21 protein-coding genes and 4 tRNA genes are annotated in these 25,990 nt (G+C 42.5%); 16 read left to right on the forward strand and 9 right to left on the reverse strand.

What is annotated here, in order from left to right; all coding sequences use genetic code 11:
* Positions 1–81 precede the first annotated feature (81 nt).
* The 12 genes from Q9G97_RS02385 (at position 82) to Q9G97_RS02440 (ending at position 11,004) form a co-directional block, all read left to right on the forward strand.
* Entirely contained in the window at positions 82–972 is an 891-nt protein-coding gene (locus tag Q9G97_RS02385) for a hypothetical protein (protein ID WP_305899578.1), read from the forward strand.
* A 159-nt stretch (positions 973–1,131) separates the two neighbouring features.
* Positions 1,132–2,727 carry a peptide chain release factor 3 gene (locus tag Q9G97_RS02390; RefSeq protein ID WP_305899579.1) on the forward strand — a complete coding sequence of 532 codons (1,596 nt, stop codon included), beginning with the start codon at positions 1,132–1,134 and terminating at the stop codon, positions 2,725–2,727.
* Positions 2,728–3,713: 986 nt separating this feature from the next.
* Positions 3,714–4,538 carry an RsiV family protein gene (locus Q9G97_RS02395; protein WP_305899580.1) on the forward strand — a complete coding sequence of 275 codons (825 nt, stop codon included), beginning with the start codon at positions 3,714–3,716 and terminating at the stop codon, positions 4,536–4,538.
* Positions 4,539–4,678: 140 nt separating this feature from the next.
* Positions 4,679–5,911, forward strand: a complete 1,233-nt coding sequence (locus tag Q9G97_RS02400) for an FHA domain-containing protein (RefSeq protein WP_305899581.1) — start codon at positions 4,679–4,681, stop codon at positions 5,909–5,911.
* Positions 5,912–6,270: 359 nt separating this feature from the next.
* Positions 6,271–7,767, forward strand: a complete 1,497-nt coding sequence (locus Q9G97_RS02405) for an anthranilate synthase component I family protein (protein ID WP_201571696.1) — start codon at positions 6,271–6,273, stop codon at positions 7,765–7,767.
* Between the two features lie 178 nt (positions 7,768–7,945).
* A tRNA-Thr gene (locus Q9G97_RS02410) sits at positions 7,946–8,021 on the forward strand.
* Between the two features lie 70 nt (positions 8,022–8,091).
* Positions 8,092–8,175 (forward strand) — tRNA-Tyr (locus Q9G97_RS02415).
* A 100-nt stretch (positions 8,176–8,275) separates the two neighbouring features.
* Positions 8,276–8,349, forward strand: a tRNA-Gly gene (locus Q9G97_RS02420).
* Between the two features lie 124 nt (positions 8,350–8,473).
* A tRNA-Thr gene (locus tag Q9G97_RS02425) sits at positions 8,474–8,548 on the forward strand.
* Between the two features lie 391 nt (positions 8,549–8,939).
* Complete coding sequence (gene tuf / locus Q9G97_RS02430) at positions 8,940–10,130, forward strand: elongation factor Tu (RefSeq protein WP_305899582.1); 1,191 nt, start codon at positions 8,940–8,942, stop codon at positions 10,128–10,130.
* 80 nt (positions 10,131–10,210) lie between these two features.
* The gene (locus tag Q9G97_RS02435) at positions 10,211–10,411 is read left to right on the forward strand and encodes a hypothetical protein (protein WP_305899583.1); all 201 of its coding nucleotides are present in this window, start codon (positions 10,211–10,213) and stop codon (positions 10,409–10,411) included.
* Positions 10,408–11,004: a hypothetical protein gene (locus Q9G97_RS02440; RefSeq protein WP_305899584.1), complete on the forward strand. Its 597-nt coding sequence runs from the start codon at positions 10,408–10,410 to the stop codon at positions 11,002–11,004. The genes Q9G97_RS02435 and Q9G97_RS02440 overlap by 4 nt, the downstream gene beginning before the upstream one ends.
* 234 nt (positions 11,005–11,238) lie before the next feature.
* Here the strand turns inward: Q9G97_RS02440 and Q9G97_RS02445 are convergent, their stop codons facing one another.
* Entirely contained in the window at positions 11,239–11,898 is a 660-nt protein-coding gene (locus Q9G97_RS02445; RefSeq protein WP_305899585.1) for a hypothetical protein, read from the reverse strand.
* 290 nt (positions 11,899–12,188) lie between these two features.
* On the opposite strand from Q9G97_RS02445, the gene rimI reads away from it, so the two are divergent.
* Positions 12,189–12,656 carry a ribosomal protein S18-alanine N-acetyltransferase gene (rimI, locus tag Q9G97_RS02450; RefSeq protein ID WP_305899586.1) on the forward strand — a complete coding sequence of 156 codons (468 nt, stop codon included), beginning with the start codon at positions 12,189–12,191 and terminating at the stop codon, positions 12,654–12,656.
* A gap of 25 nt (positions 12,657–12,681) precedes the next feature.
* Here the strand turns inward: rimI and Q9G97_RS02455 are convergent, their stop codons facing one another.
* Genes Q9G97_RS02455 through trxB form a run of 3 tightly spaced genes read right to left on the reverse strand, consistent with a single transcriptional unit; the run spans position 12,682 to position 15,029 of the window.
* Entirely contained in the window at positions 12,682–13,110 is a 429-nt protein-coding gene (locus tag Q9G97_RS02455; protein ID WP_305899587.1) for a MerR family transcriptional regulator, read from the reverse strand.
* Positions 13,111–13,121: 11 nt separating this feature from the next.
* On the reverse strand, positions 13,122–13,946 hold the full coding sequence (gene aat, locus Q9G97_RS02460; RefSeq protein ID WP_305900253.1) for a leucyl/phenylalanyl-tRNA--protein transferase: 825 nt from the start codon (positions 13,944–13,946) through the stop codon (positions 13,122–13,124).
* 27 nt (positions 13,947–13,973) lie between these two features.
* The gene (trxB, locus tag Q9G97_RS02465) at positions 13,974–15,029 is read right to left on the reverse strand and encodes a thioredoxin-disulfide reductase (protein ID WP_305899588.1); all 1,056 of its coding nucleotides are present in this window, start codon (positions 15,027–15,029) and stop codon (positions 13,974–13,976) included.
* 365 nt (positions 15,030–15,394) lie between these two features.
* Here trxB and Q9G97_RS02470 point away from each other — a divergent pair, with 365 nt between their 5' ends.
* Positions 15,395–18,703, forward strand: coding sequence for a DNA translocase FtsK 4TM domain-containing protein (locus Q9G97_RS02470; protein WP_305899589.1), 3,309 nt, complete (start codon positions 15,395–15,397; stop codon positions 18,701–18,703).
* Positions 18,704–18,851: 148 nt separating this feature from the next.
* Entirely contained in the window at positions 18,852–20,345 is a 1,494-nt protein-coding gene (locus Q9G97_RS02475; RefSeq protein ID WP_305899590.1) for an amidase, read from the forward strand.
* A 37-nt stretch (positions 20,346–20,382) separates the two neighbouring features.
* Here the strand turns inward: Q9G97_RS02475 and Q9G97_RS02480 are convergent, their stop codons facing one another.
* A complete protein-coding gene (locus Q9G97_RS02480; RefSeq protein WP_201573711.1) occupies positions 20,383–21,165 on the reverse strand; it encodes a class III extradiol ring-cleavage dioxygenase in 783 nt (260 codons plus the stop codon).
* Between the two features lie 187 nt (positions 21,166–21,352).
* On the reverse strand, positions 21,353–21,841 hold the full coding sequence (rlmH, locus tag Q9G97_RS02485; protein WP_305899591.1) for a 23S rRNA (pseudouridine(1915)-N(3))-methyltransferase RlmH: 489 nt from the start codon (positions 21,839–21,841) through the stop codon (positions 21,353–21,355).
* Positions 21,842–22,030: 189 nt separating this feature from the next.
* Between rlmH and Q9G97_RS02490 the strand changes: the two genes are divergently transcribed.
* Positions 22,031–22,477 (forward strand): DUF2147 domain-containing protein, encoded by a 447-nt coding sequence (locus Q9G97_RS02490; RefSeq protein ID WP_201571740.1) that lies wholly within the window; start codon positions 22,031–22,033, stop codon positions 22,475–22,477.
* Between the two features lie 118 nt (positions 22,478–22,595).
* On the opposite strand, the gene Q9G97_RS02495 is transcribed toward Q9G97_RS02490, so the two are convergent.
* The 3 genes from Q9G97_RS02495 to Q9G97_RS02505 all read right to left on the reverse strand — a co-directional run bounded on the left by Q9G97_RS02495 (position 22,596) and on the right by Q9G97_RS02505 (position 25,906).
* Entirely contained in the window at positions 22,596–23,123 is a 528-nt protein-coding gene (locus tag Q9G97_RS02495) for a DUF421 domain-containing protein (RefSeq protein ID WP_305899592.1), read from the reverse strand.
* A 192-nt stretch (positions 23,124–23,315) separates the two neighbouring features.
* The gene (locus tag Q9G97_RS02500) at positions 23,316–23,801 is read right to left on the reverse strand and encodes an ABZJ_00895 family protein (RefSeq protein ID WP_305899593.1); all 486 of its coding nucleotides are present in this window, start codon (positions 23,799–23,801) and stop codon (positions 23,316–23,318) included.
* 134 nt (positions 23,802–23,935) lie between these two features.
* Positions 23,936–25,906 (reverse strand): D-alanyl-D-alanine carboxypeptidase/D-alanyl-D-alanine-endopeptidase, encoded by a 1,971-nt coding sequence (locus Q9G97_RS02505; RefSeq protein ID WP_305899594.1) that lies wholly within the window; start codon positions 25,904–25,906, stop codon positions 23,936–23,938.
* Positions 25,907–25,990 lie beyond the last annotated feature (84 nt).

The raw sequence follows: 25,990 nt of genomic DNA on the forward strand, positions 1-25,990 counted from the left end.
GTAAGGTAAAATCAGTATCTATATCAGTATCTATATCAGTATCTATAAAAGAATAAGATATTTTAAATAGGATGTTTTGTGATGAATAATAAATTATTGATACCCTTTGTGTTGACTGCGCTAGCAACGGCTTTGATCGGTTGCGGCGAGGGCGAGGATGCTATTTTTGGCTCTAGTAATAATGAGCTTGAAATCAATAGTTTTGAGCGCGTAAATAATAATATTGCGCGTATTGAAACTGAGTACAGCGATGGCGAGCGCGATATTGATGTGACTAGCATTATAGGCAGTTTTGATCTTGCAAGTATCAATAACTTATCTGTCTCAACGGTGTTAGCCAATAACTTCGAAGGTACGCTCGAAGATCGCTACATTGAGGTCAATAATCGGACAGTCACGCGACCTATTTATGCTAAAAATAGCAATGAGCGTTTTGACTATCAGGTTACTTATCGAACGCTCGATTTATCAAACAAAGATGCAAGTAGTTATCAGAAGGGTAATCGTCCTATTGATGATCGCGGCATCAAAACGGACCTAAATAACTATAGCAATATTCCTAGTAATATTAGCTTTCCTAGTGGCTCGGTGTGCTATGTCCCTGTGACTGACAGTGATCTCTCGTTTTTTGTCTTTAACGATAAAAATAAAACAGGCTATTCAACCCTTAATGATTGGATTGAGGCGAATGAAAAGCGCTTTGGCAGCAATCAATCATCGCGTACAGACATAGTAAATATTGGTGTAAATAATAACGATCGCGCTGCACAAGTGAAGTTTTTTACTACTAATCAGCGCATCGAATACAACTACTATGGGACTGAGTTTGAGCGGAATATATTTGATGCCGATTTTGTAGCCAAAGATAAAACGAGTCCTAATGAAGATAGTTTTCGTGGTGTAATTGATTGCACTTTAGTTAACGATACAGCAGCAGACTTTTTAGAAAGAGAAATCAGAACAGCCTATTAATAGTAAAAACCATGAACACTTTCTATTTTTAATAGGGAGTGTTTTTTTGCGTGAGTTCTGCACCTTGCAGCGAAATCAGCTACAATACGCGCACTATTATGTTTATATAATTATTTATACGAAGCATACCCTAAATTATTATTATCGAAGCTAAAAACTATGAGCGTAGATTCAAAAACTCTAAATAAAGAAGTCGCCAAACGCCGCACCTTTGCCATTATCTCGCATCCTGATGCGGGTAAAACCACGATGACCGAAAAGCTATTATTGTGGGGTCAAGCCATTCAAAAAGCAGGTGAGGTCAAAGGCCGTAAAACCGATCGCCATGCCACCTCCGACTGGATGAGCATGGAGCAAGAGCGCGGTATCTCTATCACCACCTCGGTTATGCAATTCCCTTATAGCGACAGCATCGTCAATCTGCTCGACACCCCAGGTCATGCTGATTTCAGTGAAGATACCTATCGTACTCTCACCGCTGTCGACAGTGCGCTAATGATGGTCGATGGCGCAAAAGGCGTCGAAGAGCGTACCATCAAACTGATGGAAGTGTGTCGGATGCGTGATACGCCGATTATCTCTTTTGTCAATAAGCTCGATCGGCAGATTCGTGAGCCATTAGAATTGCTCAGTGAAATCGAAGCGGTACTTAAGATCAAATGCATTCCGCTGACTTGGCCTATCGGTATGGGGCAGGATTTCGTTGGGGTGTATCATTTGACCGAAAACAAAACCTATCTTTATCAAAAAGGTCACGGTACCGAAATTGTAGCGATCGAAACTCGTGACGGTTATGACTATCCTGACATCCGTGAGCGCTTAGGTGCACTGATGTTTGCCTCGTTTGAGGAGTCGCTAGAGCTAGTACAGATGGCGCTTGAGGACTTTACAGTCGAAGAGTTTTTGGCAGGTGAGATGACGCCTGTGTTATTCGGTACAGCGCTAGGTAACTTTGGCGTCAACATGGTGCTCGATACGCTAGTCAAGTACGCCCCGCCGCCCAAAGCGCATCCAACAGAAGAACGTGAAGTTGCGGCGACTGAGACGGAATTTAGTGGCTTTGTGTTCAAAATTCAGGCCAATATGGATCCGCGCCATCGTGACCGTATTGCCTTTATGCGTGTCTGCTCTGGCAAATACGAAAAAGGCATGAAAATGAAGCATGTGCGTCTGGGTAAAGACGTGCGTATTGCTGATGCGCTAACCTTTTTAGCGGGTGATCGTGAAGCGTTAGAAGAAGCTTATCCAGGTGATATTATCGGTCTACATAATCACGGCACTATCTCCATTGGTGATAGCTTTACCGAAGGCGAGATGCTCAATTTTACGGGTATTCCACATTTTGCTCCTGAATTATTTCGTCGGGTAGTCTTACGTGATCCACTTAAGTCTAAAGCACTGCAAAAAGGTCTACAGCAGCTAAGTGAAGAGGGCGCAACACAGGTCTTTATGCCGCAGATTAATAATGATTTAGTGCTAGGCGCGGTTGGGGTGCTTCAGTTTGAAGTAGTTGCCCATCGCTTAAAAGAAGAATATAAAGTTCAGTGTACCTTTGAACCTGTATCGATTGCCACCGTGCGCTGGATTCATTGTGATGATGAAGTAGCCTTAGCAAAATTTAAGAAAAAAGCCCATGACCAGTTATCGCTTGATGGCGGTGGTTATTTAACTTATCTAGCACCGTCTAGAGTCAATCTACAACTGATGCAAGAGCGCTATCCTGAAGTGACTTTTAGCAATACGCGTGAGCATTAATAGCTAATTTGCTTATCCTGCTGTAACTAGAAAAGACACGCTTGGCGTGTCTTTTTTTGGGTTAATATCTATCACAATTACTTTTATGTGAATATAGCTGAACTTACCTAATAAGCAGGGTTTATAGGAACAGTTAGAATCGTTATTTTGCCCTTGCCCTTACAGGGAGCCTAAAAAAATAAAAACCTGTAATTCGTATGTTTGATGACAAAGGTTATGGTTACCAGAAAACTCTTAATTACTAGAGTCTGTTAAACATTTGAAGTTTCAACTGAAAGTAAGCTCAAGCTTTAGCCTGCTCAATAACGTTATGGATCACAATATAAATGTGCTCTAATTCTCTTTTCTTTGGCTACACAATCGGCGTACTCTCCATTAGTTACTCCATCCATGTATACTTCATCTCGCCATTCCTCGTGCCTTTCCTGTGCTTTTTTTTGGCTACAACTTATAACCATTACACCAATTAGAATAATGACTACAAATCCTAGACAACCATAACTTGCATCCCTATCGAAAATTAAATTTAGTATTACTATGATAAAAACGAAAGAAATAAAAAAAGTCATACAAACTCATTCATCAGTAATATCAGTATCGTTCTTTTATTTGCGTTCTACTACTCTATAGTAATCGTTGCGCTGCTTTAGAATCTACACTGACATATTAAAAAAAGGTATACCTCAAAAAAGGTAGTGAATCAGGTGCTCAATAGTGTAAGTAGACCACTTAAAGTAGACTAATATAAAGGAAACATTATTATTAGACTACTGAAAACAGCATCAAAAGACACGCCCGCCGTGTCTTTTTTATTGACTATATCTATCTTCTTTTTAATTTTATTTATAATTACTTAAATAGCTCAACACCCTAGCTATATTTGATTACTACCAACACATCTTAAACAATGATTTATCGAGAGATAAGCTATGATTATAAAAATTACAGCAAGCTGTCGTTTACATTATTAAAAACTAGGATTTGTTATGCTACTCAATCCAGTAAAAATCAACACTAAAATATTAATAAAACCTTTTTTAGCCGTTATGGTCAGTAGCGCGTTTACGATTCATGCAAGCGCCAGCACTCTGATTAGCAGTACCGATTATCTAGAGTATGAGTTACCACAGAGTATTCAAGATGAGTGTTACGAGCGCAGCAACTGTCCAAAGATTGAAGTCAAATATCTTAATACTAATCACGATTGGATAAATAGCATCGTCAATGCGCGTATCAACAATATAATTGTGTATGATCAATCAAGACAAGCGCCTATTGATATGACTACGAATAGCAGTTTGGTCAAGATGGCTATCGATGACTTTGCCAAGTCGCAATTTGCTGATTTACCAGATGATGTGCCGTGGTCTTATGAATTGATCATAAAGCCTGATTACCTTGGTCATGTGAAGTTAAGACAGAGCGAGGACTTAGAGTTATTTGAGATTAACTCTTACGTATTTACTGGCGGTGCTCATGGCATGCCTACTAGCGAATACTTAATATTTGATCCTAATACTAAGACGCAAATCAAGCTTGCTGATATGCTACAAGAAGATAAAAAGCCTTACTTTGAAGCTTTGGCTTATAACGCCTATAAAGAGTGGGTCAAGACAGTTGACGACGACATTAGCAGCTATGAGGAAAGTTGGCCATTCATGTTAAGTGATAATATTACTTTGACCGATAAAGGCATTGATATTCGCTACCAGCATTATGCTATCGGTCCTTATGCTTATGGAATGCCAGTATTGAGTATTTCTTATAACAAGTTAAACGGTATTATCAAACCAAATTTTTTGCCAAAATAGTTTTTGCTAAAACAATAGAACCGTCAAAAAGTTATCAGTCTTAGATTAATTAATAACAGGGTAGTTAGAGCGATTAAGTAACCACTCAGTTAAGTATCAAATAAATTAATGATTAAATAAATTAAAACAAGGAGTAGGGTATGAGCGATCATTTGAGCGAATTGGATGTGGATAATACAGATAAGCAAGCGAGCTGGCAGCTAAATGCACTGACAGAGGCGTTAGGTGATTTAAAAGTGACCGTCAGTGATAGCTTATCGATAGGTCGCGGTAGTGACAATGACGTGGTGTTAGGCAGCAAAGAGGTTTCGCGTAATCATGCGTTACTTAGCGTATTAAATGGTCAGCTATACGTCAAAGACTTGACCTCATCGAATGGTACTTTCGTCAATAATGAACGTATTGAGAGCAATCAGTCAAAGCTATTAGAGCTAAATGATACTTTGGGTTTTGCCAGCTTTAACTTTACCGTGCTCCAGCCTGACGTCATTACTGATGCTGATGCTGATGCTAATGCTGATATTGATATTGATACTAGCGTTGCAAATGATATAACCGCAGCTCCTGTGACGGATGCTGATGCTGATGCTAGTATTGACACACAGAGTGAGATCGAAGCGCTGTCAGCTGGCGTTGAAAGCGACATAACGACAGATCCTGCATCCGACTTTAGCCCTAATACCTCAGCTGATCCAGTAGCAGAATTAGTGCAGAACGATGTCTCTGAACTGGTTAGTAATGAAGCCGAGCCGCCTGTTGTGAAAAAAACAATTATAGAAGATGTTTTGCAGTCTAGTGACGCTATTAATAATGAAAGCTCGGTCAGTGACAGCACAAATAATAACATTGCAGCGGCGATGCCTATAGCTGCAGCTCTAGCGACAGAATCAACAACATCTAAGCCAAATACGGTAACTGAGACAGTAGCTGAGAAAGAGACAGCGACCTCCAATGAGATACCTACACAGCCTTTAGTTGAAGAGCTGCCAACCAAAGAGCCAGTCTCGCCAGAGCCATTGACCACAGCGCCAGTAACCGACGAGCCATTAATGCATAATAACGCCAGTCATCAGGAGTCAGTAGTCAGTCCTGAACACGACAAAACGACGACTACTGAGCTTCAAGAGGAAGCAGATCCTGATGTATTGCGCGCCAAACAAGCAGCAACGTCACAGTTCTCAGGAACGGCAAACTTAGGTGCAGGTCGTGACTTGGGCACTGAAGGTAACAACGCAATGGATCAGGCTATCGATAATCCTGCCAATGCGGGACACCCTGATAAAAAGCCTAGTGGCGGCTGGTTTATTTGGGTGTTTTTAGCCATTGTTATTATCGCTATAGCGATGTGGCTATTCAATATGGGCGGTGCATAGCGGTCAGTTAAATAGCTATTAAGTGAATAGTCTTTATTAATTAATACAAAGTAGTCGTTCATTTATGAGCGGCTACTATTTACGTATTGGCTAACAGTTTAGTTCTAAGACCGTCATTTAGGCCTATAAAGCTTGCCAGTTTTGCTATACTGGCGGGCTAAGCTATAGTTAGTATTTATACTTTAACGCTATTTTGTCTTATCTATATAGCATTCAATTATTACTACGCTTATTCCCATCTTTTAATCTGCATTTTTTATATTGCGTATTAGAGTCTTACTCTTTATTACCTTAAGATTTGCCAATTCATACCTAATTACTTTAGCATTAATTACTTTAGCATTAAGAGATCGTTTATTATGATGACCTTTAAAGAGTATCAAGCCCTTAAAGACGAAGGTTTTAGCCATGTCCCTTTAGTCAAAAAGCGTCTTATGGATGCGCAGACTCCCGTTTCGGTGTTCTCTAAAGTACGCGATTTAAGCGGTTCTGCTTATCTGTTTGAGTCAGTAGTAGGCGGCGAGCGTTGGGCACGGTATTCGATGATTGGCTTAGGTAGCGATTTAATTTTGCAATACGCCAACGGTATAATGACTGTAAAAAAAGATGATCAAATAGATAGCGATGCGGTAGATGAGCCGTTCAATTATATTCGTAAGCTGATGGCGCAGTACAAAATGCCAACTGCGGATGATGTAGCAGGCTTACCTAGCTTTAGTGGTGGGCTGGTCGGTTATTTTGGCTACGATATGGTACGTGTCATTGAGCCAAGCGTTGGTGAGTCTGATGCGCCAAATACGATGTCGCTACCTGATATGTGGTTGATGCTGTCGATGAGTGTCATTGTCTTTGATAACCTAGAAAACACCTTATCGATTATCGTCTATGCAGATTGCAGTAATGAGGATGGCTATGGTACTGCTATCCGTGAGCTTGAGAAAATCGAAGATAAGCTGGCGGAGATGCCAGATCTGCATGCGCCTATTATGCCGACGCCCAAGTTTATCTCGCAAACAGGTAAAGAGAAATACTGCGCCGACGTGAATAAGATAAAAGATTACATCATGGCAGGGGATGTGATGCAGGTAGTGCCAGCGCAACGCTTAACCGCTGACTATAGCGGTGACTCTTTAGCTGTTTATCGAGCGCTACGATTCTTAAATCCATCGCCTTATCTGTTTTTGGTGCATGGTTATACTTTGGATGATCATAAACGCTTCGATATTATTGGTGCATCGCCTGAAATTCTATCGCGGGTTGAGGATGGTAAGGTAACCGTGCGTCCATTAGCAGGCACACGGATGCGTGGTCGCGATGAAGCGGAGGATTTAGCGCTTGAGCAAGAGCTGCTCTCAGATACCAAAGAAATTGCCGAACATCTAATGCTGATTGACTTAGGTCGTAATGATATTGGTCGTGTTTGTGAATATGGTAGCGTTAAAGTCACCGAAAAGATGTTTATTGAGCGTTACTCACAAGTGATGCATATCGCCTCTAATGTCGAGGGCACCGTATTGCCTGACAAAGACGCATTAGATGTGTTTTGTGCGACTTTTCCAGCAGGTACGTTATCAGGTGCGCCTAAGATCCGCGCGATGCAAATTATCGATGAGGTTGAGCCAGTACGCCGCACTGTCTTTGGTGGCTCAGTGGGCTATTTAGGCTGGCATGGCAATATGGACACGGCTATTGCTATTCGCACAGCGGTAATGCGCCGAGGTAAGATTCATATTCAAGCAGGTGCTGGGGTAGTAGCGGATTCCGTGCCAGAGGCAGAATGGGATGAAACTAACAAAAAGGCCTTGGCGTTGGTTAAAGCGGTAAAGATGGCTTGTGATGGTTTGCGTATTCGCTAGAACTGACATATTAATAATATTTCCATGTATAAAAACTAGAGTAGAAATATTTGCATGCGAAAATTAGTAATATAATCAAAGTATTAAAATTTAATTTTAAAAAGTTAATAAAAAAGAAGAAAAAGGGCTTGCGTTCCAGCAAATATTTGATAGAATACACCCCTCTTTGAGAGAACAAGCCGACTTAGCTCAGTTGGTAGAGCAACTGACTTGTAATCAGTAGGTCGCCAGTTCGATCCCGGCAGTCGGCACCATCTCTTTCAAAGACGCTTTTATTAAAGGCAGTTGAATATTATTCAAAGTCATTTTATAAAAGCAAACTAAGGTGGGATTGGGGAGCGGTCAAACCCAACAGACTGTAAATCTGTCGCGAAAGCTTCGAAGGTTCGAATCCTTCTCCCACCACCATATTTTTTTAGTTTTGCAATCGTTTTTGCAAAAAGTATTGTAAGACATCATAGCGCCAAGCACACTCTAAGCAACATCGTTTGATTTAAATTAGAGTATTGCGGGTGTGGTATAATGGTAACACCTTAGCCTTCCAAGCTAATGACGCGGGTTCGATTCCCGCCACCCGCTCCATATACAGCACTAGTCTTAGACAATGTACGATCAATCACGACAATCAGTTATTTTGGCTGTTTCGTGATATTTTTTTATAAGTGATACGATAAGTTATCAGTTATAGCTTAGTTATAAAAAGCATGCTCATATAGCTCAGCGGTAGAGCACTCCCTTGGTAAGGGAGAGGTCTTGAGTTCAATTCTCAATATGAGCTCCATTTTTTAAAGCGGCTACAATCACTATATAAAGTTTTATGCTAATATTGAAAATGATAAAGTTAACTCGGTAGTGATAGATTGAAGGCGACACTGAGGTGTTGCCTTTTTGCGCTGTCTACAGCTGATTAAATAATATCTGTTGACCGTACTATATTAATAATACGGTCATTAGTAAATAAAAATCGTTACCAGAATTAATATTAAGATTGAAAAATTCAGTCTAATACCCATATATAGTAGCTAAGTTAATATACTGTATTTAGTAGATAAGCCATAGCGTCAACGGTGCGATGTTTTCATTGTGTCATAAGCCGTCAAACCGCTATTTATTAATCTTACTGTTTATTATTTTTTAAGCATAAAGATTCACCAATAAAAGAGGAAACACCCATGGCAAAGGCCAAGTTTGAACGCAAAAAGCCACACGTCAACGTCGGAACTATCGGACACGTTGATCACGGTAAAACCACATTGACAGCAGCTATTGCAACGGTTGCTGCTATTACCTCAGGTGGCGAAGCCAAAGACTACGCGTCTATTGACTCAGCCCCAGAAGAAAAAGCACGTGGCATCACCATCAACACCTCACACGTAGAGTATGACACTGACGCTCGTCATTACGCTCATGTTGATTGCCCAGGTCACGCCGATTATGTTAAAAACATGATCACCGGTGCTGCACAGATGGATGGCGCTATCTTAGTCGTATCAGCGACTGATGGCCCAATGCCACAGACTCGTGAACACATCTTGTTATCACGTCAGGTTGGCGTACCGTACATCGTCGTATTCATGAACAAATGTGACGTAGTAGATGACGAAGAACTACTTGAGCTAGTCGAAATGGAAGTACGTGAATTACTTTCTGATTACGACTTCCCAGGTGATGACACCCCAATCATCCATGGTTCTGCGACTGAAGCCCTAAAAGGCTCACAAGAAAAATATGGCCAACCAGCCGTAGTTGAACTACTAAACATTCTTGACACCTACATCCCAGAGCCTGAGCGTGACATCGACAAAGCATTCCTAATGCCAATCGAAGACGTCTTCTCAATCTCAGGTCGTGGTACCGTAGTAACCGGCCGTGTTGAATCTGGTATCGTAAAAGTTGGTGACGAGATCGAAATCGTCGGTATCCGTGACACTCAAAAAACCACCTGTACCGGTGTTGAGATGTTCCGTAAACTGCTTGACGAAGGTCGTGCAGGCGAAAACTGTGGCGTACTACTACGTGGTACTAAGCGTGAAGACGTTCAACGTGGCCAAGTACTAGCTAAGCCAGGTTCAATCACTCCTCACACCAAGTTTGACGCTGAAGTATACGTACTATCAAAAGAAGAGGGTGGTCGTCACACACCATTCCTAAACGGCTATCGTCCACAGTTCTACTTCCGTACTACTGACGTCACTGGCGCAATCCAATTACAAGACGGTACTGAAATGGTTATGCCTGGTGATAACGTTGAGATGGGCGTAGAGCTTATCCACCCAATCGCTATGGACAAAGGTCTTCGCTTCGCTATTCGTGAAGGCGGCCGTACTGTAGGCGCTGGTGTTGTTGCTAGTGTTAATGTTTAAGTTTTAATTCACAGAGCAATCTGTAGCTTAAGCTAAACCGCTAGTCAAAAGCCGCTCTCTTTATTGAGGGCGGCTTTTTTATGGGTTATGATGGTGCTGTTCTGGTAGATGGTTTAAAGGAATACACGGCTGATAGTTTATTAGGTTTTTTGAATAGACAGGCAGATAAAGATTTAATGAAGGATTTCATAGTGAGCTCGGGTAGCGAACCAAAGAAAAAAGAGACAACTTCAGAGACTAATAGCTATGTAAATTCAGCAGCTGATGAGAAAGAGTTATGAGTCAAAAACAGTTAACGAGTAAGCAAGAATCAAAGGTTTTGCAAGATGCGTTATGCCGTAAACTTTACAGTGATCCTGGCGAGGAGTTTTATGATCAATGTCAAGAGTTAAAGCCTCAAATTGACGTACTCGAACGCGAAATTGTTAAGCAAAGTAATTTGGCAAAAGAGAAAGACAATGAGTGGATGAAATGGCTTATTGTGATAGCAGCTGGTGTTTTTTCGGTTATTGTTACTCAAGTAGCTAAAATGTCGTCACTATCATTAGATCAGCTACTTTTATTAAAAATCGCTATATCCGCAAACGCACTGGGTATCGTGTTTGGTGCTATTTATCTATATACAGACGTAATCAATGCTAAAGATTTGGGCTATCAACTACAGGTGCAAAGAAACCATTTGCTATTAAAAGGTAAAAAAAGATACGAAGCAAATGCGATATATTCTAGAAAGTTATGGTTCACTGAAACCTCTAAAAATCTTAGTCTACTTTGCTTTCTAGCTGTTATAGTTCTTTGGGTGTGGTTCGTATGGCAGATGCAAACAGATGTTAGCCCTATAGTGAATAATCCTCAACCTACTGTAAAATCGTAAAACAGCTATACTCCAAGGGAATCAGTTATTTCACTTTTTAAACATATTAATAGACCACTTAAAATAGACCGCTAGCCTTAATACTTTAAATAATCTCTAATTGGACGCTTCGAGACCATCCTAAATTTCGTGTAAGTACTGCTACAAGCTAAAGGGCAATTACACAGAATTCGGGATGGTCTCTTATATAGAGCAATATTTTCTAAAAGATTAAAGGTCTAAAAAATAGTATCCTTATTCTCCCTTATTCTCTGGCAAGTCAAACATACCAATTAGATAAGGAGCAGAATTCATTCCAACTACTATGCCACAGAACCTCGCAACTGAGTTAGGCAGAATATCACCAGAAGACCTTACTGCTATCGCGTATGCATAGCTACGATATGGAACATACATCACTGCATTAGTTATTAGTGGCTTTATAGAACGATCAACTTGAATTTTGTGTACTGTTCCTTCAAAACAAAAGCGTTTACCAGCTTCAGCAACAACGTCTTTTTCTATCTTGTCGTAGTTAGTTTCAGGAATACTATTCAGACCTTTCCAAGTCATGCCAACTATCCCCTCCCAAAGTAATAAGTTCCTTAATAATTCAGGTGGGTTGTCGTCGTTGAAATCTACACCTACTGAATCTTCGTTATTGTAGAGAGCAATAGCAGAAGCTAAAGTAGGAGCTTCTTGTTTTAGCTTCTTTATTTGATTTTCACTTAGAACTTCTTCAGCTGTTGTTTTTGGCTTAGCTGCCATTACTGGCTTAGATAACATTATGGGTTTAGCTTCTATTGCTTCACTGGGCTTAGTAGAAGTAGTGTTTAAATCAGTTTCTACTGTACTGTCGTTTGAACATGCAAACAGCGAAAGTGTAGTGACAATCAAAAATAGACGTTTATACAAGACAATATCTCTCTCAATTAAAAAAATTATTCAACCATTCTATATCATTTCCAAAAATTAGAAAGACTGCCGAATATATCCCAAAGGAACCACTTATTTTAACCTTTAAATCTATTAACAGACCACTTAAAATAGACTGGTGTAATTGAACCACGTATGACAGACTATTTTAGGTATTTATGTTAATCAGAGTCTGCTTTCGAGCATCCACCAAAGAGCATATAGAGCGCAAGCAGCACATACAAATAGTTTAGTAAGATAATAATAGCCCGTAGATACCATGAGAAATAATGCAAACTATCGAATTACTCAATAAAAAATCATCTAACGCTCAAACTACTATCCAAGCTGTTGCTAATATTGAAGCTTTGATACAGCTACAAGATACTTGGTCTTATAAAACATTGAGTGAGTTACTTGTACAAGATAGTATTAATCTTTTAATAGTCTATCAAAACGATAAAATCGTCGGCTATTGCTTATATCAAGCCCTATTTGAGCAAGCGGAAATCTTGCGCATAGGTACTCATCCTGATTATCAGAGGCAAGGCATCGCTTCGCGATTATTTAAGGTATTAAATAAAGAGCTGCAAGATAACAAGGTAGAGAGTTTATTATTGGAAGTTAGAGCGGATAACATACCAGCGATAGCTTTGTACGAGCGCCAAGGGTTTAAAGTTATTCATCAGCGTAAAGGGTATTATAGCCAACCAAACCAGTCTGCGATTGATGCTTTAATTATGCAGCTCACCTTGTAAAAGCTAAGGGTTATGAGGATGGAAACTAGGGCAGGGTAGAAGTTCTAAAATCTTTTTTATTATTTAAGCCGTCATCACTCTTCATCTGCTCAAGCGTAGCAATGCGCTGAGCTAATAGCTCGACCATTAGATTGATATTGGCTTGTTGTTTTTTGACTTGCTCAAGCTTTTGCTCAGTAAGTATTAGCTGTTCATCTAGATCAAGATTGCCGTCATAATAGTCATTCAGGCTATCTTTGATTTCTATCAAGGTAAAGCCAATCGCTTGCGCACTTTTTATTAGCTCAATACGCTCAATACATTCAGGATGAAACTCAGTATACAGACGTGATCCTGCTTGGCGCTTACGTGATTTGAGCAGCCCTAGCTCATCATAATGGCGGACTGTATCTTTGGTGGTATTGGCTTGAGCAGCTAATGTACCGATTAGTAGAAATGTACTATCTTTACTCATAGCTCACCTATTTATAGCGCGAGCTGCCAAGGTGTGACAGTCGCTAATTGAGACACGGCTAAGGGTCTATGGGAATTGGCTTGCCATCGGACAGAACGGCTATTGATAAGAGTCTCTAGTTGCGTCAAAAACTCAGGACGAGCCAAAGTCGTAGCGCCTAAGCTCATTAGATGGTCATTAGGTAATTGGCAATCTACTAGCTCGACATTGCTTTGTTCACATAAGCGCATCAGTCCCCAAAAGGCTAGTTTGGAGGCGTTAGAAGCGGTATGAAACATCGACTCACCAAAGTAGATACTGCCTATCTTGAGACCATATAAGCCACCGATAAGCTGTCCATGCTCAGGACCGTCTTCATCCCAGACCTCAACACTATGAGCAAAACCGTAGCGGTGTAGCTCAGTATAGGCGTCAATCATCTCATCGTGAATCCAAGTGTGCGCGCCCTCATCAAGGCCATCACAACGCGGTAAACTACAAGCCGTTATTACCTCATCAAAAGCTTGATTGAGCGTCAGCTGCCAGCGTGAGTTTTTGGCTTGTTTGCGTAGCGATTTACTAGGCTTATAGTTTGTTGGCATAATGATACAACGTGGATCAGGACACCACCAAGCGATAGGTTCGTCTTCATTGAACCACGGAAATAGCCCTTGCGCATAGGCAGATAAGATAGTCTCAGACGCCAAGTCAGCGCCCATAGCGACTAGTCCCATACCATCAGGATCAACGTTTATAGGATCGGGAAAGTCATAATGCCCAAGACTGCGAATGGTTCGACCATAAATCTCAGGCGTTATATCATTAGCAGTATCATCAGCATAGCTAGCATCAGTCATCTTACCAAATGCAGAGTCACTCACTGATTAGACCTCTGACGCTTTATCAGTCGCTTGGTTATCAGCAGTCAAAGTGGAGGCATAAGTATGATCGCGAGCAACGGTTTCGCCTATAGCGTCTAAATATTTTTCGGCATCAAGGGCAGCCATACATCCTGTACCTGAGGAAGTAATGGCTTGACGATAGACATGATCGGCCACGTCTCCGGCGGCAAATACGCCTTCGACACTAGTCTGAGTGGCATTACCGTTAAGACCACTATTGACGATGATATAGCCATCTTTCATTTTTAATTGGTCTTTAAAAAGATCAGTATTTGGCTTGTGACCAATGGCGACAAACATGCCAAACACATCTAATTGCTTAGTGCTGCCATCAACGGTAGATTTAATTATCACCCCATTAACGCCCATATCATCGCCGACCACTTCTTCGACGCTATGGTTCCATTCAATTTTGACATTACCATTTTTGGCTTTTTCGAACAGTTTATCTTGTAGTATTTTCTCTGAGCGTAAGCTGTCACGGCGATGGACTAGTGTCACCTCAGCTGCGATATTGGATAAATAAAGCGCTTCTTCGACAGCTGTATTACCGCCACCGATGACCGCGACTTTTTGATCTTTATAAAAGAAGCCATCACAAGTTGCACAAGCCGATACGCCTAGACCTTTGAATTTTTCTTCAGACTCAAGACCTAAGTACTGTGCAGAAGCACCCGTTGAGATAATCAGTGCATCACAAGTATAGCGACCATTTTCACCGGTTAACTTAAAAGGACGAGAGCTAAAATCAACCGCGTTGATATGGTCATAAACCAGCACCGTACCAAAACGCTCGGCATGGGATTTCATACGCTCCATAAGCGCAGGGCCCGTCAAGTCATAAGCATCGCCCGGCCAGTTATCGACCTCAGTGGTGGTGGTTAGCTGTCCACCGACTTCTAAACCTGTCACCATAACGGGCTTTAGATTCGCGCGCGCCGCGTAGACAGCAGCAGCATAACCTGCTGGGCCTGAGCCTAAGATGATGAGTTTTTCGTGACGTGGGTCTTGGTTGTCGGAGGTTTTATCAGTGCTCATAGAGATTCCTTATTTAGATTAGAATTTTTAACAGTTATAGAGGTTCATTGTCACTTTTTTACTATGTATTTTTGTACTGGTTATTTATGGTTTCTACTTATATTTTGAATTATTATAGGCCAGCACTAACATAAGGGCTGAGAGCCAAAAGTGCAAGTTTGCTAAAATAAACGTGGGTATTGTTATAACTTAATCTAGTTCTTAAAAACAACACTAATTATATCGCAAACACAGTCGCCACTTAGCGTAGGTATTTGTTATTATAGGCAGTTAAGCCCAGTCTAAGTTCGGATTCAAAATTTTAAAACTAATTACTCATCAGTATCGATTATATTTAGTATTGATTATATAGAGGCAGACCTTACGTGATATCAGCAGCGACTATCGACTATTTAAAAAAAGGTATTTTTACTATTTTGGGGATTATAGTAGCTACCTATCTGTTTGTCATTTTGCTCACCTTTACAGGTAACGATCCTAGCTGGTCGCATATTAGTAGCGATATGACGACCATAAATAATATGGGCGGCGCTATGGGCGCTTGGTTATCTGACTTATTGTATAGCTTTTTTGGCTTTGGCGCTTGGTGGTTACTGGCATTTTTGATTTATGAATCTATACTGATTTGGTGGGATAGTAAGCCGACGTTTTGGGTTTTACGTCTGGTGGCTTATGTGTTTTTGCTATTGAGTGCCAGCGCCTTATTTGCGCAAGTGGTCGCACTCATTCAGCACGTCACCGATCCTTTAACAGTCGGCTTGCATGGGGTGGCAGGTGGTATCGTCGGTCTAGAGCTACAAGCGCGCTTGGCGCAGCTACTGACTAAATGGGGCAATGTGGCATTCTTGACGGTATTTGTCATTATTACTGCAACTTTTGCCTTTAATATCCATTGGCAGGCGCTATATCATAAGCTGACTCGTTTGACCAAATTTGGCTCTGGCGTGCAAGCTCAAGAGCAGCTCAGCACTCAAAAGACAATAGAAGATAGCGACGAGCAGCTGCAAGATGACTCATTGCCACGACGTACAGATGATAAAGACCTAGTAACCAGTACGCTTGCTCGAAATAAAACGGATCTCGGTCAGCTACCGCTTGAATTGCAACCGCAACCATCTGATACAGCTCTAGAAGCTGACGATAGTCATTCTCGCTTCGGTCATGTGTTAACAGACTTTTTAAGTAAATCAGGGCTGGGTGCTAGTGTCAAAGCTTCGATGCTTGCGGCTACAGAGGCGGCGGCGACCAGCAAACTGATAAGTGATAATCTACGACCTGCTACTGCTATGCCAAGTAATAACGGAGCAAACAATACTTACCAATTAGATGTCCCAGTAACGAAAGTAACAAAAGTAACTACAATAACTGAGCCTAACGCTTCTATCCGTAAAGTTGAGCCAAGTTTTGCTTGGAATGATTCAGGTATGGTCGATGACTTATTAGCTAATAATGAGTTTGCACCTCAGTCGCCTATGCCTGACTCTACTACTCCTGCTACTGAGTCTATTAATAAAGCATTAGTAGCGCCTAGTCATCGGGTTGATCAAGCTAATCACTACGATCAGCCCAACAATAATGAAAGCGCCTATAGTGAGTCAGCTCCAGTGCCAGCTCATATTGGAATCGAAACCGAAACCAGTGCTGAAACCAATATCAGCGCCGATACTGACGAACCACAGCCTCAAAGCGAACAATCTCAAGCGACGACTGTTGATAAGCTGGCAGACTCATGGTTAGCAGAGCATGAATCGAACCTAGTAGAGATAGAGCCTACTGCTATTGATAATGCAGCTGAGACAAGCGCTGGGCAGACGATAGAGCAGCCTACTAAATCTGAGACTGTAGCAGCTGAGAGCGTAGCACCAGTAGCCACATCGCAAATACAAGAAGCGCCTGAACTGGATACTAAGCCTGAGCCAACTTCACAGCAACCTGCTTCGGTCACTAAAGAGCAGGCGCTCGTCACTGATATGACCCCGACTAATACGCCACCTGCCGATCCAAAGGCTGCACCGACTGCTACTGCTAAGCCAACAATGAGCTTCGCGGTACCTGATGGCGACTCTAGCAATCATATCGAAGATATGATACCTGAGGAAGATGATTCGCCAGCGCCAACGATGCCAGAAATCCATGATGATGCGGCGTTCAGTAGTAAATCAAGATCGATGCAAACTGCTCAATATCGAGCACAACTGACGCCGATACCTGAAGTGTCAATGTTGGATAAGCCTGATCCTAATCGTGAGCCAAGCTATACTGTTGCTGAGCTTGAGCAATTATCAGAGTTGCTTGAGATTAAATTGCAAGAGTTTAATGTCAAAGCCAGTGTTGTGAACGCCATTCCAGGTCCAGTCGTTACCCGTTTTGAAGTAGAACTGGCTGCTGGGATAAAAGCCAGCAAAGTCACGGGTATCTCGCGTGATTTAGCACGTTCCCTATCGATGGCGTCATTGCGGGTGGTCGAAGTCATCCCAGGCAAACCTTATATCGGTATTGAGGTGCCTAATAAACAGCGTGAAATGGTACGCTTGATTGAGCTGCTCGACACCGATAAATTTAAAGATCCCAAAGCGCAGATCAGTATGGCGATGGGTAAAGACATTGGTGGTAAAGCGATTATCACCGATTTAGCACGAGCGCCGCATATGCTAGTCGCAGGTACGACAGGCTCAGGTAAATCAGTCTTGGTTAACTCTATGTTGCTATCGATGTTGCTTAAATACACACCAAATGAGCTACGACTGATCTTGATTGATCCTAAGCAGCTTGAGCTGGCTAATTATAACGACATACCGCATTTGCTCACGCCAGTCGTCACTGATATGACCGAAGCGGCCAGCGCCTTATCATGGTGTGTGGCTGAGATGGAGCGTCGTTACCAGCTGATGAGCTTGCTCAAAGTGCGTAAATTAGATGAGTTTAATAAAAAGGTACGTGCTGCTGAAAAAGCGGGCAAGCCAATGCTCGATCCTCTATGGCGACCTAATGATAATGTCAGTATTGATCAAGCGCCTAAGCTTAAAACGCTACCTATGATTGTCATCGTCGCGGACGAGTTCGCCGATATGATTATGCAGGTCGGTAAGCAAGCTGAAGAGCTGATTACACGGCTAGCGCAGAAGTCACGGGCAGCTGGTATTCACCTCATACTTGCGACTCAGCGTCCGTCAGTCGATGTTATTACTGGTCTGATCAAAGCCAATATTCCAGTGCGAGCAGCGCTACGGGTTAACTCAAAAGTCGATTCGCGCACGATCCTAGACAGTGGCGGTGCTGAGGATATGCTTGGTAACGGCGATATGCTGTTCTTAGGGCCAGGACAGATCGAACCTGATCGCGTCCACGGTGCTTATGTCAGTGATGAAGAAGTCAACCGCGTCTGTGATGCCTGGCGTGAGCGCGGCGCTCCTGATTATATTGATAATATGGCAGGCAACTTTGAGCTATCTAGTTCAGGTAGCGGCAGCTCAGGCGGCGCGTCTGGTGAAGATGACGATCTGTATAATGACGCAGTCGCCTTCATTATAGAAACCCGTAAAGTCTCCGCATCGTCCATTCAGCGCAAATTTAGCATTGGTTACAACCGCGCTGCACGTATTGTCGACTCGATGGAGGAGGCAGGATTGGTCAGCTCTATGGGCAAAAGTGGTAAGCGTGAGTTATTGATGTAGCGCTTACAGGAGTTAATTTTTAACAAATTATAAAAAGCGAGTTACGAAAGTAGCTCGTTTTTTTTATATAGAATAACTATTATAGTTTTATTGAAAGTTTTAGTTACGCTTAAACTATTGAAATATTAATACTCAAGGACGATAAATTATGTTTAAAGAATACACCCAATACGACGCATTAGGACTGGCAGAGTTAGTCAGCTCTAAACAAGTTAGTGCTAAAGAATTACTCGATGCTGCGGTTCATCAAGCGAATAAACTCAATCCAAAGCTCAACGCTATTATTCACCGCTTTGATGAGCGAGCGTATACTGAGGCGCAGGCAGGATTGCCAACGGGAGCATTCACTGGCGTGCCTTATTTGCTTAAAGACTTATCGTTCAGTCTTGAGGGTGAGCCACTGACCATGGGCAGTCGTAGTGTCAATATTATCTCAGAGCAAGACAGCGAAATTGTTAAACGTATGAAAGCGTCAGGGGTCAACACTTTTGGTAAAACCAATACTCCAGAGTTTGGTCTGATTATCACTACTGAGCCCAAGGCGCATGGCGTCGCTCATAATCCATTCAAAAAAGGCTATAGCACGGGCGGCTCATCGGGTGGCAGCGCAGCAAGCGTTACTAGTGGTATCGTACCGATGGCAGGCGCGGGTGATGGTGGCGGCTCAATACGTTTTCCAGCGGCGTGGTGCGGGGTATTTGGCATGAAGCCTAGCCGAGGTCGTAACCCAATGGGACCTGCGATTGGTGAAAGTTGGGATGGTGCGGCGACTGATCACGTGATAACCCGAAGCGTGCGTGATAGCGCGGCGATGCTAGATGCGACTAGTGGCGCGGAAATTGGCGCGCCATATGTAATAGCGCCACCTGATGGGACGTTCCTACAAGCGGCAATGCGCGCCCCTCGGCCACTGACTATTGCACTACAAAAGCGGCCTCTGATTGCTAATACAGTAGTCGATAAAGAAGTACTGGCAGTGTTAGAGCAAACCGTTAAGCAGCTAGAGTCCATGGGTCATCGAGTGGTATCTGCTGAGCCTACTATCAATATAGAGCAGTTCTGGCACGACTTTATCGTCGTGGTGTGCGCGCATACTGCTTTTACTATCGATAACATTGAGCGTAATTTTGGCTCAGAGCATATCAAAAATTTAGAGCCACAAACCTATAACATGGCATTGCTAGGACGCTCATTATCCGCGGTGGATTTAGTGCATGCCAAGCATGGCTGGCATAATAGTCAATATCAGACAGGCCTGCTGCTTGAGCAGTACGATATGATATTATCGCCGACAGTGCCTACCTCTGCGGTCAAGCATGGCGTATTACCACCGAGCCGTATGGATGAGCTATTAATGCGTAGCTCAGGCGTTCTCAATAAAGGTCTTAACATGGGTAAGTTTGCTTTTAATTCGGGCGCGATTGAGAAGCTTAGCCATCCAGTATTGAGCAAAATGGCCTTTACTTTACTCAGCAATATTACAGGGCTACCCGCGATGTCCGTACCGCTTGGCATGAGTAAAAAAGATCTACCTATTGGTATGCAGTTCATCGGGCGTATGAATGATGAGGCGACTTTGTTTAGCTTAGCAGGAGAGCTGGAACGCGCAGGTCTATTTACCAAACCTGCTTTTGAGAAATAGGATTTTAGATAGGTTTAACAATAGTTAGACATTACCCTTAATCAAAACGATAAATATCCATACCTAAGCTATGATGCGCCATGCTTTGATGCACAACCGAAACCCGTTGACCCGCACCTAAAGCAAAGAACAACGGCAATAAGTGCTCATCGCTAGGATGGATATCTTTGTATTGAGGATACTGCTGCCAGTCTAAAGCTGTAGGAATATCGATTTTTAATTGTTGCAATAACCACAGCTTAAAGTCTTTGGCTTGTTTGTCGATGCTATCAGCATCCCAGCGCATCGCTTGTAGGTTATGAGTGATATTACCTGAGCCAATAATCATAATCTGCTCATCGCGCAATTGCGCCAGCTGCGCTCCTAACTGATAACAAGCTACGCTATCGTAATTTTGCGGTAGCGATATTTGCACAATAGGCACATCAGCCTCAGGATAGAGGTGGCGTAACGGTGCCCAAACTCCGTGATCACAGACTCGTATCGGGTTCACTCTACAAGTGATGCCGCGCTCGCTCAGTTGCTGCGCTAATGACTCAGCCAGCAGCGTATTACCCGCTACAGGATACTGTATTTCGTACAGCTTTCTGTTAAATCCCGAAAAGTCGTGCCACGTCTTAGGACTAGGGTTACTGCTAATCTCAAGCTTAGCCGATTGCCAATGTGCTGACATGATTACAATCGCGCGCGGCTTAGGTAGGTTCTGACCGATACGCGCTAGAGCGCTAGTAGTTGCTGACTGCTCAAGAGCAAGTGTTGGCGCGCCATGCGAGATAAAAAGCGCAGGCAAGTGTGCCGCATTGGTTAAGCCAACAGGCATATCTGCCCAAGCGGCAGCACCTGTGATCGGTAGCGCTGATAAAGGAGAAAGTGACACTTTGGACTTACTAGGTTTTGAATAGCTCATGTGCCATTTATTAGGGCGCAGAGCCATTTTTCAATCATAGGTTGGGTAGATATTTTTATTGGACTATTTTGTTAAACTATTGCTTTAAATAAGGAACGTGCTAATTGCCTCGATGATAGGGATGATTGTTATTGATGCTCATCGCCCGGTATAACTGCTCCATCAATACTACTCGCACCAATGGGTGTGGCAGCGTCAAAGCAGATAGCGACCATTTAATATCGGCCTTTGCCAAGACCTCAGGTGAAACACCGTCTGCGCCGCCTATCACTAATGCTACATCATCACCTTGTTGCATCGCCTCAGATAGTTTGTCCGCCAAGCCTTCGGTCGATAGCATCTTGCCTTTGACATCTAGCACCCATAATTGCTCGTTATTAGCGCTATTATGCGTGGCTAAGATAGTGCTGCCCTCACTGTCACGGTACTGTGCCAAATTAGCATCAGAGGGGTTTTTGGCGCGTTTAGCAGCTGCAAGCTCGACGATCTCTGTCGTTAGCATGGGCTGAATGCGTTTATGATATTCATCAAAGCCGCTTTGTATCCAGCTGGGCATCTTATTGCCTACGGTCAAAATTCTTAATTTCATATTGATAGCCACTTTTAATTGATAGTCATTTTTAAAATTGAGTTGATTGACAGGCGCTAATGAATCACTCGTCCACAATAAATCGTTGTTTTTTTGAGAGATTTACTATAATAATAGCGCTGATTGTACTTAGAGCTAAACACGCCCTAATCTTTATTTTTTATTTTTATTATACGAAAGGAATCGTTTATGAAACGTATTATACCAAGTCTACTCATTGCAGTTACTAGTACTCTGCTCTCTACTGCGGTATTTGCCGCCTCTTTAAATAATACCCAATGGCAAACGGTCGATGAAAAAACAGGTGAGAAAAAGGCTATTATTCAATTGAGTGAAAGCGGCGATCAAGTATCAGGAAAAATCATTAAAGTGCTTGATAGCAAGAAGGCTAAAGCCAATTGTGAAAAATGTACAGGTAGTCTGAAGAATAAACCCATTGAGGGCTTACAGATATTGACAGGTATGCGTGCAGACGGCACCAATCAATGGAGTAACGGTAAGCTGGTCGATCCTGAAACGGGTAAGATATACTCAGGCAAGATAAACTTAAGTGATAATGGTCAATCGCTAAAGCTACGAGGTTATGTTGGTTCACCTATGTTCGGACGTACGCAAACGTGGCAACGTATAAAGTAGCTTTATTGACTCTAAACAGTGCTCTTAAGCATTAAATAGTACTCTTAAGTATTAAATCTAAATAATGTCTCTAGACTTTGACTTTAAACAAGGCAGTCTCTAGCCACTTTATGACGCTTTAATCAGTCAGTGGTTTTAGCGTCTCTGAAATACCAGCACTGCCTTTTTCTTTATCTTTGGTAATGACATTGAGCGTAGCATCTGATTCAAAGACGATAGCTTCTATCTCATCAAAGCTATGAATACCGTTTGAGCGCATAACACTCTCGATCTCTTGACGGGTCAAACGCTCGTCTTGCATGGCTTCTGGTAAAAACTGCCCTTGATAAAAGACAATCTTTGGATCGGATAAAATAAAACTACTAAATTGTGGTGAGATAGAGGCGTATTTAGTCACTAAAAATTGCAATACATATAGCACTATAATGGAGGCGACACCTTCAATAAAAGGGACGTTTTTTAGCAAAATAGTACTAGCACCGATTGAGCCGATCATCACTGTGACTATCCAATCAAAGTTATTCAGCTGAGAGGTTGAGCGTTTGCCAGATATCTTGGTAATAAGTACTATAAAGATATATACCATAACAGTCGTTAGAATAATCCGTGCTAGCTTTTCAATATCGTCAAAAAACAACATGTCCATTATATTTCTCCTTATGCTGATACTTTAAAATATCACTGTTTAAAATGAGCGTAACGGATTTTATACCAAAGTAGTGCAAAAGTTTTGTAGCGGCGTTGAATAAAGGGTACAGACTAAACAAAACTGGCTTATGAATAGCGCTAGCTTATAAATAAAGAGTGCAGTCTTTATTTGTAAAGAATCAAACAGCTCCTAGTGTTTTGGCGCTAATAGATGATTAATAGCCCATAGGCTTAGGCGAGTGACTAGTAGCGTAAAGACAATTATCATAGCCAGCGCGAATAATAAAGGCATGGGTTGCTGGCGCGTCATATCTATTAATACTTCGCGACTGACAGCATCGAACACCAAGAGCCACAGACATAAAAAGTACAGTGCCGCTAGTAGCCAAATGATAGCAGTACTACGAACGGTCAATCGGTTTATCTCCTTGGCAGTCAGTGCACGCTGTTGATGTTTGACAAATTTATAGATAGCGACGTAAGCAGCTATAACGATAGATAGCCCTGTAATCAATTGCGAGTTTAGGGTGATTTTGCTTTGTATCATCATAAATAAAGCGCTGGCGATGATAAACCCAAGCGCGAAAAAGCCGACATAGAGTGTCAGCGCTGTACTGGCTAGTTGCTGATTGGGCATGTTTTTCGCTTTTAATTTATTGAGGGAAAGGTGTGACATAACATTGCCTATATAGCAGGATAACAGGGTTTTATTGATAGCTATTAATTATAAATAGCTACTTATAATCAATAGCTATTTGTAGTCGATATAGTGTGGTTGATTGTCGATCTAGCTTGGGAGTAGAGAAGGCGCTAGTGCTGAGCTGTCCAGTCAAGCATCGTATCTAATACCACTCTTGCGTCATCGGCATTGATGGCTTGTTCGGCATTAATGATACCAACCACCGTATAGTCTTGCCCTGATTGACCCTTTACGTAGCCTGCCATTGCAGTGACATTATTGAGCGTGCCTGTCTTAATCCAAGCCCGTCCGATAGCACCTGAGTCAGGCAGTCGCGCACTATGATGACTGATCGTACCACTGACCCCAGCGACTCCCAGTGAGTCGACGTAAGCATCAAAGCTCGAATGGTTATAAGCATAGCCTAGCAGCTCACTTAAGTTGGCCGCGCTCACTGTGCACTCGCGGCATAATCCTGAGCCATTGGTCATAAAGGGCGGCGGCGTTATCAGATGAGTCTGCCACCACTGCGTCATCGTTTGCAGCGCCTGTGGATAGTCAGTTGTGTTCGGTTTATCGAACTGATATAGGCTAGTAGCGGCTAGCTTTTGCTTTTTTGAATTGGTCGTGTTCGAGCCTGCGCTATTACTAGCAGTAGTACTTATCGCTACGTTAAACGGTGCATAGCTGCCAATCGATAAGGCAACTTGCTCGGTCATCACATTGTTTGAGAAGTGATTAATATCATAAATTTGCTGGGTCAAATTGAGCGAGGGATAGCTCACTAATGGCAGTGGCGATACAGTCGTCGCCAAGAGACGGTTATGCGATCTGTTACTAATGGTCTGGTCTTTGGGATAAATGCTATTTGTGGCATTAGAAGTAGCAGTATACGGCTTTTCTTGAGCACGCACTGTACCTGTCAAAGTATTGCCTAAAGCTTGCCATTTGGCGGCTATAACACGCGAGGCAAAGTCCTTGGCATCAGGGTAGGCCACATAAAACACATGCTCACCGCAGCGCTCTGGTAATGGATTATCAAAGGTGAGCTTATCAGTCTGCCATTTTGGCGCTAGGCTATAACGGGCGCTTGAACAAGATGCCTCTCGTGTGTTGACTTTACTTGGCAGCTGATAGTTTGCAAGCTGCGGCTCATAGCTCAGTTGCGCTTGATTATTAGCTAGCGAATGACTACGAATACTGACGCTATTAAAATTTACTAAGAACCCATCAGGACTGGCATTATAAGGTCGCAGTGGCGCGCGATCAAAGCTAGCTGGGTCTTTAGTGACATTATTAAATATTGCACTATCTACGATGATATCACCGTCAATATGATGAATACCTGCTTGCCCAACTCGATAAAGCATCTGCTCTAAGCGCTCATGAGTCATTTTGGGATCGCCACTACCTTGGATGATCAAGTCACCTTGCAGACGATTACCGATAATCAGACCTGTATGATAGATGCGAGTAAACCAGACAAAATCAGCGCCCAAAGTATCTAAGGCGATAAAGCTCGGTATTAGCTTCATAGTACTGGCAGGGGTGCGCGCGCTATCAGGATAGTGACTGACTAACGGCAAAGGTGTGGCTATGGAGTCCTTTGATACGTCATCATTGCTGGAAACATTGCCATCGTCATTAACGCTACTATCGGTATAATCGTTACCACTTTTAGGGACTATAGGTGGCATGCTTACTAGACTTTGATGGGTATAGGCATCATCAGTGTAAGCCTGTAACTGTTGCTCTTGCAGCTCGATAGTTTGTTTTTCGATTATAATTAAAGGTGTGACAGCTTTATCTAGCGCATTAATGTTAGCCGTATTGGTACTAGACGCATTGGTACTAGACACATTGATATTAGGTTTATACTGATCAGTGACAGTAATTACAGATGGCAATCGGCTGCTATTCTTATGACCTACTGGGGTAATAAGTATGCTGATGTTATCAGAGGTTAGAGCCGCGCCATCAAGCGCGCTTTGTATCGACTCAGGCAATGCAGCGTGTGCGTATAGAGGTAATGAAAAGATCGCAGTCACAGCGCCAGTCATCAATAACGAGCGTCGATAAAGAGGGTTCAAAAGAGCGGGCATGAAAAAGATTCGTCTAGTCAATAAAGCCTGCCATGATAGCATAAGTCGCTATAGCTATCTTGCAATAGCGTAAGCGGGAGCATG

The sequence above is a fragment of the Psychrobacter sp. M13 genome (assembly GCF_030718935.1).
In the GTDB taxonomy this organism is placed as follows: Bacteria; Pseudomonadota; Gammaproteobacteria; order Pseudomonadales; family Moraxellaceae; genus Psychrobacter; species Psychrobacter immobilis_G.